Origin of the sequence: Serratia marcescens subsp. marcescens ATCC 13880, from assembly GCF_017299535.1 — a bacterium.
Taxonomy (GTDB): Bacteria; Pseudomonadota; Gammaproteobacteria; order Enterobacterales; family Enterobacteriaceae; genus Serratia; species Serratia marcescens.
Genome location: NZ_CP071238.1, coordinates 1784406 through 1799528 on the forward strand (window position 1 = coordinate 1784406; position 15123 = coordinate 1799528).

12 protein-coding genes are annotated in these 15123 nt (G+C 57.6%); 11 read left to right on the forward strand and 1 reads right to left on the reverse strand.

What is annotated here, in order from left to right:
* Positions 1–135: 135 nt before the first annotated feature.
* The 9 genes from ansB to lpxK all read left to right on the forward strand — a co-directional run bounded on the left by ansB (position 136) and on the right by lpxK (position 12435).
* Complete coding sequence (gene ansB / locus J0F90_RS08425; RefSeq protein WP_033640816.1) at positions 136–1182, forward strand: L-asparaginase 2; 1047 nt, start codon at positions 136–138, stop codon at positions 1180–1182.
* Positions 1183–1484: 302 nt separating this feature from the next.
* Positions 1485–2570 carry a 3-phosphoserine/phosphohydroxythreonine transaminase gene (serC, locus tag J0F90_RS08430; protein WP_033640815.1) on the forward strand — a complete coding sequence of 362 codons (1086 nt, stop codon included), beginning with the start codon at positions 1485–1487 and terminating at the stop codon, positions 2568–2570.
* A 113-nt stretch (positions 2571–2683) separates the two neighbouring features.
* Positions 2684–3970 carry a 3-phosphoshikimate 1-carboxyvinyltransferase gene (gene aroA, locus J0F90_RS08435; RefSeq protein WP_016928320.1) on the forward strand — a complete coding sequence of 429 codons (1287 nt, stop codon included), beginning with the start codon at positions 2684–2686 and terminating at the stop codon, positions 3968–3970.
* 259 nt (positions 3971–4229) lie between these two features.
* Complete coding sequence (cmk, locus tag J0F90_RS08440) at positions 4230–4919, forward strand: (d)CMP kinase (RefSeq protein ID WP_028127992.1); 690 nt, start codon at positions 4230–4232, stop codon at positions 4917–4919.
* Between the two features lie 184 nt (positions 4920–5103).
* A complete protein-coding gene (rpsA, locus tag J0F90_RS08445) occupies positions 5104–6777 on the forward strand; it encodes a 30S ribosomal protein S1 (RefSeq protein WP_004928267.1) in 1674 nt (557 codons plus the stop codon).
* A gap of 62 nt (positions 6778–6839) precedes the next feature.
* Positions 6840–7124: an integration host factor subunit beta gene (ihfB, locus tag J0F90_RS08450; RefSeq protein ID WP_004928264.1), complete on the forward strand. Its 285-nt coding sequence runs from the start codon at positions 6840–6842 to the stop codon at positions 7122–7124.
* Between the two features lie 315 nt (positions 7125–7439).
* On the forward strand, positions 7440–9671 hold the full coding sequence (locus tag J0F90_RS08455; protein ID WP_392391994.1) for a ComEC family protein: 2232 nt from the start codon (positions 7440–7442) through the stop codon (positions 9669–9671).
* A 35-nt stretch (positions 9672–9706) separates the two neighbouring features.
* The gene (gene msbA, locus J0F90_RS08460) at positions 9707–11455 is read left to right on the forward strand and encodes a lipid A ABC transporter ATP-binding protein/permease MsbA (RefSeq protein WP_021504329.1); all 1749 of its coding nucleotides are present in this window, start codon (positions 9707–9709) and stop codon (positions 11453–11455) included.
* A complete protein-coding gene (gene lpxK, locus J0F90_RS08465; protein WP_016928316.1) occupies positions 11455–12435 on the forward strand; it encodes a tetraacyldisaccharide 4'-kinase in 981 nt (326 codons plus the stop codon). The genes msbA and lpxK overlap by 1 nt, the downstream gene beginning before the upstream one ends.
* Before the next feature lie 2 nt (positions 12436–12437).
* Here lpxK and hglS read toward each other — a convergent pair whose 3' ends face one another.
* Positions 12438–13844, reverse strand: a complete 1407-nt coding sequence (hglS, locus tag J0F90_RS08470) for a 2-oxoadipate dioxygenase/decarboxylase HglS (protein ID WP_016928315.1) — start codon at positions 13842–13844, stop codon at positions 12438–12440.
* Positions 13845–14369: 525 nt separating this feature from the next.
* On the opposite strand from hglS, the gene cspE reads away from it, so the two are divergent.
* On the forward strand, positions 14370–14579 hold the full coding sequence (gene cspE, locus J0F90_RS08475; protein WP_004928244.1) for a transcription antiterminator/RNA stability regulator CspE: 210 nt from the start codon (positions 14370–14372) through the stop codon (positions 14577–14579).
* A 223-nt stretch (positions 14580–14802) separates the two neighbouring features.
* Positions 14803–15024: a cold-shock protein gene (locus J0F90_RS08480; RefSeq protein ID WP_004928241.1), complete on the forward strand. Its 222-nt coding sequence runs from the start codon at positions 14803–14805 to the stop codon at positions 15022–15024.
* Positions 15025–15123: the final 99 nt, after the last annotated feature.

Below are 15123 nucleotides of genomic sequence, written 5' to 3' on the forward strand. Positions count from 1 at the left end.
TGCGCGTACTAAAAACGCGCAATGATACGGGGTTTTACGCTGGAGCTCCACGTATTCCTAAAGCGGTGGCAAAGTCACAGTTTTTTTAAGGATAAAGGCCATAATTCAGCGAGTTATCTGTCACGGAGAAATCTAATGAAATCAGTGAAACTCAGCGTGTTAACCCTCTTGTTGACCGGCGTCAGCGCTTCGGCGCTGGCGCTGCCCAACATCACCCTGCTGGCGACCGGCGGCACCATTGCCGGCGGCGGCGATTCGGCGACGAAATCCAACTATACCGCGGGCAAGCTGGGCGTCGAGGCGCTGGTCGATGCGGTGCCGGCGTTGAAAAACATCGCCAACGTGCGGGGGGAGCAGGTGGTGAACATCGGCTCGCAGGACATGAACGATCAGGTCTGGCTGACGCTGGTGAAGAAAATTGACGCCGACTGCGGCAAAACCGACGGCTTCGTCATCACCCACGGTACCGATACGCTGGAAGAGACGGCCTATTTCCTCGATCTGACGGTGAAGTGCGACAAGCCGGTGGTGCTGGTCGGGGCGATGCGGCCGGCGACGGCGATGAGCGCCGACGGCCCGTTCAACCTGTATAACGCGGTGGTGACGGCGGCGGATCCGCAATCGGCCAACCGCGGGGTGCTGGTGGCGATGAACGACACCGTGCTGGACGCGCGCGACGTCACCAAGACCAATACCACCGCCGTGCAGACCTTCCAGTCGCCGAACTTCGGCCCGCTGGGGTACATCCACAACGGCAAGATCGATTACCAGCGTTCGCCGCAGCGCAAGCATACCCGGGAGACGCCGTTCGACGTCAGCAAGCTGAACGAGCTGCCGAAGGTCGGCATCGTCTACAACTACGCCAACGCCTCCGATGCGCCGGCCAAGGCGCTGATCGCCGAAGGATATCAGGGCATCGTCAGCGCCGGGGTCGGCAACGGTAACCTGTATAAAACCGTGTTCGACACCTTGGCGACGGCGGCGCACAACGGCGTGGCGGTGGTGCGTTCTTCGCGCGTGCCGACCGGCGCGACCACCGAGGATGCGGAAGTGGACGACGCCAAATACGGCTTCGTGGCCGCCGGCACGCTGAATCCGCAAAAAGCGCGCATTCTGCTGCAGCTGGCGCTGACGCAAACCAAAGACGCGAAGCAGATCCAGCAGATGTTCAATCAGTACTGATCGTTTTCTCTCCTGCGGGGGCCGTCCGGGCTCCCGCAGCCATCTCGGCTGAATACAGCATAAAACACCGCGTTAACCCGCTGAATTTCCCCATGTCGCAGGGTTTTATCGTCCAAACAATCGCGACGGCCGCAGAGCCTGTCATCACCCGGCGCGACCGTTTGCCGCCGACGGGCGAATAAGCGTTGCAGCCATGGGGCGTGAGTGATAAAACCGATGGGTTGGTTAACGCGAGCGTTAGCTTCGGGCATCTTTTCGACAGGTCGCTTTTCTGCGGCGAACAGTGAATGTGGTGAGGGGAAATGACTCAGGTTTATAATTTTAGCTCTGGCCCGGCGATGCTGCCGGTGGAAGTGTTGCGTCGTGCGGAACAGGAACTGTGCAATTGGCACGGCCTGGGCACGTCAGTGATGGAGATCAGTCACCGCAGCAAAGAATTCATCGCCGTTGCCGAGCAGGCGGAACAGGATCTGCGCGATCTGCTGAAAGTCCCCTCCAACTATAAAGTGCTGTTTTGCCACGGCGGCGCCCGCGCACAATTCGCCGCGCTGCCGCTGAACCTGCTGGGCGACAAGGCCACCGCCGACTATATCGACGGCGGTTATTGGGCGCACAGCGCTATCAAGGAAGCGGAAAAGTATTGCACCCCGAACGTCATCGACGTGAAAACCCGCATCGACGGCCTGAGCGGCATCAAGCCGATGAAAGAGTGGCACCTGAGCAACGACGCGGCTTACGTGCATTATTGCCCGAATGAAACCATCGACGGCGTGGCCATCGATGAAACGCCGGACTTCGGCGACAAAGTGGTGATCGGCGATTACTCCTCGACCATTCTGTCCCGCCCGCTCGACGTCAGCCGCTTCGGCGTGATTTACGCCGGCGCGCAGAAAAATATCGGCCCGGCCGGCCTGACGCTGGTGATCGTGCGCGACGATCTGCTGGGCAAGGCGCGCAAAGAAGTGCCGTCTATCCTCGATTACACCGTGCTGGCCGAGAACGACTCGATGTTCAACACCCCGCCAACCTTCGCCTGGTACTTGTCCGGGCTGGTGTTCAAATGGCTGAAAGAGCAGGGCGGCCTGGTGGAGATGCAAAAACGCAATCAGGCCAAGGCCGAGCTGCTGTACGCGGCCATCGATAAATCCGACTTCTACCGCAGCCAGGTGGCGATCGCCAACCGTTCCTGGATGAACGTGCCGTTCCAGCTGGCCGATGCGGCGCTGGACAAGGTGTTCCTCAGCGAAGCCGAGGCCATCGGCCTGCAGGCGCTGAAAGGCCACCGGGTAGTTGGCGGCATGCGTGCTTCTATTTACAATGCCATGCCGCTGGCCGGCGTGCAGGCGCTGACCGACTTCATGACCGACTTCGAACGTCGTCACGGTTGATTCCGTCAGCCCGCCAGGCGCGGGCTGCTCAGGCTGTTGTCCTTTTGCATTAAAGCGGCTCCGGCATTATTCCGGAGCCGTTTCGTTTATCAGAATTGGAGAGTTTTGTTCACATGGTGGATTCCCTGACGTTACAACCGGTCGCCCTGGTCAATGGCACCGTCAACTTACCCGGCTCGAAGAGCGTTTCTAACCGCGCTCTGCTGCTGGCGGCGCTGGCGGAGGGAACGACCCGGCTGACCAACCTGCTGGACAGCGACGATGTGCGTCATATGCTGAATGCGCTGCAGGCGTTGGGCGTGAACTACCGGCTTTCCGCCGACCGCACCGTGTGTGAAGTGACCGGCGTGGCCGGGCCGTTGGTGGCCAACCAACCGCTGGAACTGTTCCTCGGCAATGCCGGCACCGCGATGCGCCCACTGGCGGCGGCGCTGTGCCTTGGTGAAGGTGATGTGGTGCTGACCGGGGAACCCCGCATGAAAGAACGCCCGATCGGCCATCTGGTGGACGCGTTACGCCAGGGCGGGGCGCAGATTGATTACCTCGAGCAGACCGATTACCCGCCGATTCGCCTGCGCGGCGGTTTCCAGGGCGGTGACGTCACCGTTGACGGCAGCGTCTCCAGCCAGTTCCTGACCGCGTTGCTGATGACCGCGCCCCTGGCGCCGCAGGATACGCAGATCCACATCAAGGGCGAGCTGGTTTCCAAGCCCTACATCGACATCACGCTGCATCTGATGCGCACCTTCGGCGTATCGGTGAGCCACGACAACTACCGGGTATTCCATATCCAGGGGCGCCAGACGTATATCGCGCCGGGCGACTACCTGGTTGAGGGCGACGCTTCTTCCGCCTCTTACTTCCTGGCGGCGGCGGCGATCAAGGGCGGCACCGTGCGCGTGACCGGCATCGGCCGCAAAAGCGTGCAGGGCGACACCAAGTTCGCCGACGTGCTGGAGAAAATGGGCGCGCGCATCACCTGGGGCGACGATTTCATTGAGTGCAGCCGCGGTGAACTGCGCGGCATCGACATGGACATGAACCACATTCCGGACGCGGCGATGACCATCGCCACCGCGGCGCTGTTCGCCGAGGGGCCGACCACCATCCGCAATATCTACAACTGGCGGGTGAAGGAGACCGACCGTCTGGCGGCGATGGCTACCGAGTTGCGTAAAGTGGGGGCGGAAGTGGACGAAGGCGAAGACTACATTCACGTCGTGCCGCCGGCCAAACTGCAGTTCGCCGAGATCGGCACCTACAACGATCACCGCATGGCGATGTGCTTCTCGCTGGTGGCGCTGTCGGATACGCCGGTCACCATTCTCGATCCGAAATGCACCGCGAAGACCTTCCCGGATTATTTCGAACAGCTGGCGCGCATCAGCCAGCCGGCGTAACCCGTCAAATCGTTTCTTTTAAGGCCCCTTTGCGGGCCTTTATCGTTTTTAACCTTCGGCGACCGGCGTTTCTTCTATACTTTTTCGCGGTTGTGCGCTTATTTTCAACAACCGGACAGTTCCAGGGTAACAGATTGCCGTAGGGCAGCGTATAATACGCCACCGTATTTGCCCCTGATTGGGCAGGTGGCAGAGCGCACGGGCTTCGAGTCGAAGCGCGCCGTGTCTCTGTGAGGTTTTCTACCTGAAGGAGAGAGAAATGACGGCTACAGCCCCGGTGATAACCGTTGATGGACCAAGTGGCGCAGGCAAAGGCACGCTGTGTAAAGCGTTGGCCGAGTCCCTTGGTTGGCGTTTGCTGGATTCTGGCGCGATCTACCGCGTGCTGGCGCTGGCGGCGTTGCATCATCAGGTGGATATCACTTCTGAGGAAGCGCTGGTTCCGCTGGCCGCACATCTCGATGTTCGCTTCGTTGCCCAGGACGGCAAGCTGCAGGTGATTTTGGAAGGTGAGGACGTCAGCAATGAGATCCGCACCGAAACCGTCGGCAACACCGCGTCGCAAGCGGCGGCGTTTCCGCGCGTGCGCGAGGCGTTGCTGCGCCGCCAGCGCGCGTTTCGCGAGGCGCCCGGCCTGATTGCCGATGGCCGCGACATGGGCACGGTGGTGTTCCCGGACGCGCCGGTCAAGATTTTCCTCGACGCCAGCTCGGAGGAGCGCGCGCACCGCCGCATGCTGCAGTTGCAGGAGAAGGGCTTTAATGTTAACTTTGAACGTCTTTTAGCCGAGATAAAGGAACGGGACGACCGTGACCGTAATCGGCCTATCGCGCCTCTGGTGCCCGCTTCTGACGCCCTCGTGCTGGATTCTACCAGCATGTCGATAGAGGAAGTGATCCAGCAGGCGTTGACGTATGCACAGAAAGTGTTGGCGTTGCCGCAGCAATAAGCGCGGCGGCGCTATTGGCTTTTTGTCATATTTGTCATAGCGGTATCGCAATATATCGGGTAAAATTTTACCCCTGTAACCTTAAACCCTGTCGGCATGGAGCCAATGGCGGGGTATGTGAAACAACCCCATTCGGCGGGACGCTAAATGGACGTTAAACTAAAGAACCCTGAAGATTAACAACATGACTGAATCTTTCGCTCAACTCTTTGAAGAATCCTTAAAAGAAATCGAAACCCGCCCGGGTTCCATCGTTCGTGGCGTCGTTGTTGCTATCGACAAAGATATCGTACTGGTTGACGCCGGTCTGAAATCTGAGTCTGCCATCCCGGCTGAGCAATTCAAAAACGCCCAGGGCGAGCTGGAAATCCAGGTTGGTGACGAAGTTGACGTTGCTCTGGATGCTGTTGAAGACGGCTTCGGTGAAACCCTGCTGTCCCGTGAGAAAGCTAAGCGTCACGAAGCTTGGATCACGCTGGAAAAAGCCTACGAAGAAGCTGAGACTGTAACCGGTGTTATCAACGGCAAAGTGAAGGGTGGCTTCACCGTCGAGCTGAACGGCATCCGCGCGTTCCTGCCAGGTTCCCTGGTTGACGTGCGTCCGGTACGTGACACTCTGCACCTGGAAGGCAAAGAGCTTGAGTTCAAAGTCATCAAGCTGGATCAGAAGCGCAACAACGTTGTCGTTTCTCGCCGTGCGGTTATCGAATCCGAAAACAGCGCTGAGCGCGATCAACTGCTGGAAAACCTGCAGGAAGGCATGGAAGTTAAAGGTATCGTTAAGAACCTCACTGACTACGGTGCATTCGTTGATCTGGGCGGCGTAGACGGCCTGCTGCACATCACTGACATGGCTTGGAAACGCGTTAAGCACCCAAGCGAAATCGTCAATGTTGGCGATGAAATCACTGTTAAAGTGCTGAAGTTCGACCGCGAGCGTACTCGTGTATCCCTGGGCCTGAAACAGCTGGGCGAAGATCCATGGGTTGCTATCGCGAAACGTTACCCAGAAGGCACCAAGCTGACTGGCCGTGTAACCAACCTGACTGATTACGGCTGCTTCGTAGAAATCGAAGAAGGCGTTGAAGGTCTGGTACACGTTTCTGAAATGGATTGGACCAACAAAAACATCCATCCGTCCAAAGTTGTTAACGTGGGCGACGTAGTGGAAGTGATGGTTCTGGACATCGATGAAGAACGTCGTCGTATCTCCCTGGGCCTGAAGCAGTGCAAATCCAACCCATGGCAGCAGTTCGCAGAAACCCACAACAAGGGCGACCGCGTTGAAGGTAAAATCAAGTCTATCACTGACTTCGGTATCTTCATCGGCCTGGACGGCGGCATCGACGGCCTGGTTCACCTGTCTGACATCTCCTGGAACGTTGCAGGCGAAGAAGCAGTACGTGAATACAAGAAAGGCGACGAAATCGCTGCGGTTGTTCTGCAAGTTGACGCAGAGCGCGAGCGTATCTCCCTGGGCGTGAAGCAACTGGCTGAAGACCCGTTCAATAACTACCTGTCTATGAACAAGAAAGGTGCTATTGTTACTGGTAAAGTCACTGCAGTTGACGCCAAAGGTGCTACAGTTGAATTGGCAGGCGGCGTAGAAGGTTACCTGCGTGCATCTGAAGCCTCTCGCGACCGCATTGAAGATGCAACTCTGGTTCTGAACGTAGGTGACGAAGTTGAAGCTAAATTCACCGGCGTTGACCGTAAGAACCGCGTTGTAAGCCTGTCCGTACGTGCTAAGGACGAAGCTGACGAGAAAGACGCCATCGCAACTGTTAACAACAAACAGGAAGAAGGCAACTTCTCTAACGCAATGGCTGAAGCTTTCAAAGCGGCTAAAGGCGAGTAATGACGGGGGGCGGTCGCTGACCGCCCCGATACGGTAGTTTAGCTGCAAAGCTTGGAGGTACTATGACCAAGTCTGAACTTATTGAAAGACTTGCTGGCCAGCAATCTCATATTCCGGCGAAGGCCGTTGAGGATGCAGTGAAAGAGATGCTTGAGCACATGGCCGCAACGCTGGCCGAGGGCGAACGCATTGAGATCCGCGGATTCGGCAGTTTTTCTCTTCACTACCGTGCCCCGCGTGTAGGCCGCAACCCGAAAACCGGTGACAAAGTAGAGCTGGACGGTAAATACGTTCCTCACTTCAAGCCAGGCAAAGAGTTGCGTGACCGCGCCAATATCTATGGCTAGTCGCTGACTGATCATAGCGTTGTTGCTTGAAAAGAATATAAAACGGTGCCTGTAAGGCGCCGTTTTTTTTCGCCTGCAATTCTCCGCGATATGCTCGCGAGTTGCGTACTACGCCGCATTTACGATGTGGCTCCTGCATAGATCTCTCTTATCCTGCCATGTTCACCGCATCTTCGTTAAAGCCCGCTGGCGGTGACATGTCGCCTGAATGATCCTGCTTGCTTGCCGTGATGCGCTTTTGCTCATGGCGGAGCCGATGGGAGAAGAGCGATCAAAATTTCGCTGGATCTGGCGATACTCGCCGTTATCTGCGGCATCCTGCCGCTGTTGGTTTTACCGCAGTTGCCTGAGCAATGGCAGCTGTGGCCGCTCGTGCTTGTTGTCTGTTTACTGCTGCGCACGCGCAGGCCATTCTGCCGCTATTTGGCCTGTCTGGGATTGGGATTCATATGGGCGGTTTTCAACGCCGGCAGCCTGATCGGGCAAATGGATCGCTTAACTCGCATGCCGGACGTGACGGCGGTGGTGCAGGTGAGCAGCGTCGCGCTGGAGCCCGCCGCCAGTAAACAGACGCTGATGCGCATCGAGCGGGTCGACGGTCATTGGTTGGCGCCTGCGCTGGCGTTTACCACGACGTGGGCTCCCGAACAGCAGCGGCTATGCGCTGGGCAGCTTTGGCAATTGAAACTGCGCCTGCGGCCGGTACATGGCAAGCTCAATGAAGGCGGATTTGACAGCCAACGTTGGGCGATCGCCCAGCGCCAGCCGTTGACGGGCCGGGTCAGGCAGGCTCGTTTGCTGGATGGCGATTGCGGGCTGCGCCAGCGCATCATCAGCCATGCGGAAACCAACATCGGTGAATTGCGTTACAAGGCGGTATTGCTGGCGCTGGCGTTTGGGGAACGAACCGCGCTGGAGCAGGCTTTGCGCACGCTGATGCTGAAAACCGGCATCGCTCATCTGATGGCCATTTCAGGGTTGCATGTGGCGATGGTCGCCATTTTGTTCTGGGCCGCGTTGCGCGCGCTGCAGTTTTTTCTGCCCGCCCATTTGATTGGCTATCGCTTTCCATTGGTCGCAGGCTGGGTGGCGACGCTGATCTATGTTTGGTTGGTGGGCGCCCAGCCGCCGGCGGTGCGTACCGCGTTGGCGATGACGCTGTGGATGCTGCTGCGCTTGCGCGGCGTTCATTGTTCTTCCTGGCAAGTGTGGTTGTGGTGTATCGGGCTGATTTTGCTGTGCGATCCGTTGGCGGTTTTGTCAGACAGTTTCTGGCTGTCGGTGCTGGCGGTGGGGTGTTTGATTTTTTGGTTTGAATGGGCGCCGCTCGGTGAGCGATTCCGGTCGGCCTGGTATTGGGCGCCGGTGCGCTGGCTGCATATTCAGCTGGGCATGACGTTGTTGCTGGTGCCGATGCAGGTCGCGCTGTTCTTAGGTCTGACGCTGACCTCGCTGCCCGCCAATCTTTGGGCGGTGCCCATCGTCTCATTGGTGACGGTGCCGTTGATTTTGCTGGCGGTGATCGGCGGCGTCCTCCCCTCGCTAAGTTACGGGCTTTGGTGGTTGGCAGATTTCACGTTGAGCGGGGTGTTTGTGCCGCTGCATTACCTGCAACTCGGTTGGGTGGATTTGGGAACCGCCTCGCTGCTGGCCAGCATAGCGGGATGGCTTATCGTTATCTGCTGGCGTTTTCATTGGTGGTGGCGCTATGCGCCGGGGCTGGCGGCGGTGGCGGTATGCTGTGTGTTGTGGCGTGGCAAAGCGCCGGACTATCGCTGGCGCGTCGATATGCTTGATGTCGGGCACGGGTTGGCGGTGGTTATCGAGCAAAACGGCAAGGGGATACTGTACGATACCGGCGATCGTTGGCCCGCGGGCAGCGCCGCCGAACGGCATATCTTACCGATGCTGAACTGGCGGAATATTGAACTGGAGCAGATCATTATCAGCCATATTCACCTCGATCATATCGGCGGGCTGCCGATGATGCGGCGGGCGTTTCCTCAGGCGACGGTGCGCAGCCCGATACGCGGGGAAGGACACTTGCCCTGCGTCGCCGGTGAGCGTTGGCGCTGGCAATCGCTGCAATTCGAGGTGCTGTGGCCACCGAAAACGCGCAAAAGGCCGGTCAATGACGACTCCTGCGTTATCCGCATCGACGATGGGCAATACAGTTTGCTGCTCACCGGCGATGCGGAAAAGAAGGCGGAGGAGCAGCTGTTACGGTTGCGGCGCGATCGTTTGGCTGCCACGGTGTTGCAGGTGGGGCATCACGGCAGCAAGACGTCTTCTACGCCGCCGTTTCTGCGCGCGGTCAATCCCGAAGCGGCGCTGGCGTCCGCATCGCGTTACAACAAATGGCGATTGCCGGCGCGGAAAGTGGTCGCCAGATACCGGGCAAATGGCATTCAATGGCGCGATACGACGCGCTCCGGTCAGTTATCGGTACTTTTTTTCGCCAACGATTGGCAAATTAAAGGCTTTCGCGAACAATTAATACCCCGTTGGTACCATCAGCGGTTTGGCGTAGAGGGTGATAATGAGTAAAATAGGCCGCTATTTCTTCCGATGCTGGTATTTGCATGATGAATGATAAAGATCTCTCGACCTGGCAGACGTTCCGTCGACTCTGGCCGATGATCACTCCTTTTAAGACCGGGCTGATTGTGGCCGCCATTGCGTTGATTATGAACGCAGCGGGGGACACGCTGATGCTGTCTCTGCTTAAACCGTTATTGGACGATGGGTTTGGAAAAACCGACAGCAGCGTGCTGGTGTGGATGCCGCTGGCGGTGATTGCGCTGATGCTGATGCGTGGCGTGACCAGCTTTGTTTCAAGCTACTGCATTTCCTGGGTTTCCGGCATGGTGGTGATGCAAATGCGCCGCCGCCTGTTTGGCCACATGATGAGAATGCCGGTGGCCTTCTTCGATCAGCAGTCCACCGGGACTTTACTGTCGCGCATTACCTATGATTCCGAGCAGGTGGCTTCCTCCTCTTCCAGCGCGCTGGTGACCGTGGTGCGTGAAGGAGCCTCGATCATTGGCCTGTTCATCATGATGTTCTACTACAGCTGGCAGCTGTCGGTGATCCTGATCGTGCTGGCACCGATCGTCTCCATCGCCATTCGCCTGGTGTCCAAGCGTTTCCGCAACATCAGCAAGAACATGCAGAACACCATGGGGCAGGTGACCACCAGCGCCGAACAGATGCTGAAAGGCCATAAAGAAGTGCTGATTTTCGGTGGCCAGCAGGTAGAAACCGAGCGTTTTAACTCGGTGAGCAACCGCATGCGCCAACAGGGCATGAAACTGGTCTCCGCGTCTTCCATTTCCGATCCGATCATTCAACTGATTGCTTCGCTGGCCCTGGCGTTCGTGCTGTTTGCCGCCAGCTTCCCAAGCGTGATGGAAACCCTGACCGCCGGCACCATTACCGTGGTGTTCTCGTCGATGATCGCGCTGATGCGTCCGCTGAAGTCGCTGACCAACGTCAATGCCCAGTTCCAGCGAGGGATGGCGGCCTGTCAGACGCTGTTCTCCATTTTGGATATGGAACAGGAAAAAGACACCGGCACCCGCGAAGTGAAGCGTGCGAAAGGCGATATCGAATTCCGCAACGTCACCTTCTACTACCCGGCCAAAGAAACGCCGGCGCTGCGTGATATCAACCTGAAAATCGCCGAGGGCAAAACCGTCGCGTTGGTGGGCCGTTCCGGTTCGGGTAAATCCACCATCGCCAACCTGCTTACGCGCTTCTACGATATTCAGGAAGGCGAAATCCTGATGGATGGCCACGATCTGCGTGAATATACCCTGGCCTCGCTGCGCAATCAGGTGGCTCTAGTTTCGCAAAACGTGCACCTGTTCAACGACACCATCGCCAACAACATCGCCTATGCGCGCGAGAGCGAATACAGCCGCGAGCAGATTGAGAAAGCGGCGGAAATGGCGTACGCGATGGACTTCATCAACAAGATGGAAAACGGTCTGGATACGGTGATCGGTGAAAACGGCGTGATGCTGTCCGGCGGCCAACGCCAGCGCATTGCCATCGCGCGCGCGCTGCTGCGTGACTGCCCGATCCTGATCCTGGATGAGGCGACCTCTGCGCTGGATACCGAGTCCGAGCGGGCCATTCAGGCCGCGCTGGACGAACTGCAGAAAGACCGAACTTCACTGGTGATCGCGCACCGTCTGTCGACCATTGAGAAGGCGGACGAGATCCTGGTGGTGGAGGACGGCCGCATCGTCGAACGCGGTGAACACGCCGAGTTGCTTGAGCGCCAAGGCGCCTATGCGCAGCTGCACCGCATGCAGTTTGGTCAATAATGATTGAGCGCATCTGGTCCGGCGGTTCGTTGCTTTATCTGGCGCTATTGCCGCTCTCGTGGCTCTATGGCTTGTTCAGTTGGCTGATCCGTCTCAGTTACCGCTGCGGCCTGCGTAAAAGTTGGCGTTCGCCGGTGCCGGTAGTGGTGGTGGGTAACCTCACCGCCGGCGGCAACGGCAAAACGCCGATGGTGATTTGGCTGGTGGAACACCTGCAACAGCGGGGCTATCGCGTTGGCGTGGTGTCACGCGGCTACGGCGGCAAGTCGGCGGTTTATCCGCTGGTGCTCGGTCAGAATACGTCGACCCGCGAGGCGGGCGATGAGCCGGTGCTGATTTATCAACGTACCGGTGCGCCTGTGGCGATCGCGCCCAAGCGAGCCGAGGCGGTGCAGGCCCTGCTGCAACAACAGCCGCTGGATGTGATCATCACCGACGACGGTTTGCAGCACTACGCTTTACAGCGTGACTTCGAGCTGGTGGTCATCGACGGCGTGCGTCGTTTCGGCAACGGCTGGTGGTTGCCGGCCGGGCCGATGCGCGAGCGTGCCGCGCGGCTTGGCAGCGTCGATGCGCGCGTCGCCAATGGCGGCGTGGCGCAGGCCGGGGAAATTGCCATGCGCCTGCAGGCGCGTGATGCGGTGAACCTGCTGAGCGGTGAACGTCGCCCGGCGGCTGAGCTGCCGCGCGTGGTGGCGATGGCCGGCATCGGCCATCCGCCGCGTTTCTTCGCGACGTTGGAAAAGTTGAACGTCGAAGTCGTACAGGAAGTGGCGTTTGCCGATCATCAGGAATATCAGCAGGAACAGCTGGCGGCGCTGGTTGCAGCCGATCAAACGCTGTTGATGACGGAGAAGGACGCGGTGAAGTGTCGCGCCTTTGCCCAGCCTAATTGGTGGTATTTGCCGGTTGATGCGGTGCTACCTTCCGCTCAGGCTGAGCAATTGCTGCAGGATATCGAATCTCTGCTGACTAAGTAATCTCAGGATGCCAGCGTGGCAAGTCCCAAGGCTTGCGCGCAGGCTTCCAGCGAACGCTGCTGGGTTTGCTGATACAGCGCCAGCTCGTCGATCACCTCACTGCCCAACGCTTGTTCAAACGCTGCCCGGCTGGAAGCGGCGTTGTACTGCGCGTGGCGGCTGTCGCCCAGGTTTGACTGGAAAATCCCCGCCGCGCTGACCGGCAGAAAATCTTCATACACCAGAGGCTGGAAGCGAACGTGTTCTTTCTCGATCAGTTGTTCCAGGGTGCTGTGCTTATCCAGCGACTCTTTGGCCGCCAGGCCGCATTCGGTCGGGAAATAGCGGAACCAGGCCAGCTGTTGCTCACGCAGCGTGGCGTAATCATCCGGAAACGCCCGGAAGTTTTCCTCCAGCAGTTGATAGTAGCGCTCGGCATTCTTCTCGCTCGGCGGCGCCTGCAACGCATCGTTGGTCGCCTGCAGCAAACGGTCGTAAAGTTCGCGTCCTTTAGGCGTTAGCGCCACGCCACGTTGTTCGATCTCGCCGAAGCGCGCGGTATGGTGACCGGCGACGGCGTGGCCGTCGTGCTCAACGAAATCGACGCTTTCTTCCAGCGCTTTGAAGCTGGTTTGGCGGAGCAGGATCGCGCGGCGGCGGCGCGGCGGGCCCTCGATGACCGCTTTGGGCGTAATACCGCGGCCGGGCATCGCTTGCTGAACGCGATCGATGTCCAGCGTGCGTGGTGTCAGGTGGTTGATATGCGGTCCTTTAAACGCCACCACGTCGGCGATCAGGCGATGCTGATCGTGCAGCTGCCGGTATTCTTCGGCGCTGACCGTCGCCTGGTTGTGCCAGCGGAAGGTTTCCAGCGCTTGTTCGACAAATTCTTGCGCCTGCACTTCATTCAGCCCGCCTTGCGCTTCCTGCAGCGCGATCAGCTCCAGCGCGCGATCGGTAAAGATACGGCGGCGCGCCAGCAAGCGCTCGGCCAGCGCACGCAGCGCGGGATCTTCTATCAGTTCCAGGCGCAGCAGGGAGGTGAACACGCGGAAAGGACTGATCTGCAGCGCGTCTTCGTGTATGGCGCGAAAAGCGGTGGAGTGTACCGGAACGCCCGCCACCGATAGGTCATAGTAACCGACCGGCGCCATACCCATCACCCGGAACAGGCGGCGCAGGGTGGCCAGTTCGTCCGCCGTACCGACCCGGATCGCGCCGTGGCGCTCCATGGCCAGGCGTTCGATCTCGCCGGTGATTTGCAGTTGATGAGCCAGTGCGGCATCTTCGCGCAGAACCTGTCGGTTGGTTTCCGCCACCAGCTCCAGCAGATCGCCGTACAGCGGTACCTCTTTTTGATACATGTCCGACATCGCGTGAGAGAATCTGGCGCGGATTTCATTAGGTGAAACGAACTGCTGGGCGGTCATGCGCATAGCTCCTTGATTCAGCATAATCTGAAAAATCGTGTTTTTAGCGGCAAAAGTGCTGGCGAAAAAGCCGTCTGCCTTGTTTTCCCCTCAAGTTTAGCCATCTGATTTGGGATTTGTTATAGCAGCGTCAAGCATATTAGAGTTTTATGCGTTAGCTCTCATTTGCAGCGCTCAGACGGGCAAATGATGCTCCGGTGAGGAGAGGAACGCGGTGGATCGGCCGCGGCGAGCGTTAAATTAAGTCATGTATATTCAGGGGGATAAAAATAAATTCGACGTAATGATGAATTTATTGCAATAAACCTCTTGTGCATTCACCATTTTTATGAGTAAATGCAAGTCGGCCTGTAATCCAGACCTATTTATGTTCGAGTTTAGAGTTAAGCAGTTCCTCCAAAAACGTTATCATCCGATTCCGCTTCAAAGACGAACCTTCTAAGTACCTCCCATAAGTAATGTTTCTGAAATGGCCGCAATTGCCTCTTATGGCAGGTTTTGTAAATATATTTAAAGGTAAAAGTAATGTCTAAGAAGACTGGTCAAGTTAAGTGGTTCAACGAAAGCAAAGGTTTTGGTTTCATTGAGCAGCACGACGGCGGCAAAGATGTATTTGTACACTTCTCCGCAATCATGACCGACGGTTTCAAGACCCTGGCTGAAGGCCAGCGTGTCGAGTACACCATCCAGGACAGCCCGCGCGGGCCGGCTGCCGCCAACGTAGTTGCTCTGTAAGAAGACAGGGAACGCGTATAAAGAGATCTTAATACAACCATGGTGACGCTTCAGCGCTGAGTCATGCGGAAGATATTAAGTTCAACAAGCCCGCCTTAGTGCGGGTTTTTTATTTTTTTGCTCACGAGAGGTTTGTTACGAAAAACTTTAGGATGGGCTGGTAGCGTCCAGACAATATAAAAAATGACGTTGTCAAGGATGCTCAAGTAAAAGGATATAAGTTATGTTTAAAAATACTGTGTTAAAAATGGGTCGTGTGAAATGGTTTAATCAGGCCGAAGGCTATGGTTTTATTTCACCGGTAGATGGCAGCGACGAAATCTATGTCAACCGCAACGCTATCGCCAACACCAAAAATAAGTCGTTGAACGAAGGTCAGAACGTTGAGTTCTCGATCTATCGCAGCTCGCATGGGCTGTCCGCGGCAGACGTTATCGCGTTCTGATCGCATCCTCCTTCCTCGCCAGTGCCGGTGTCGCCACCCGCAAGCACTGGCGAAGATAAATCCCGCGATATCCACTATTATCAGGCCATTGCCTACTCG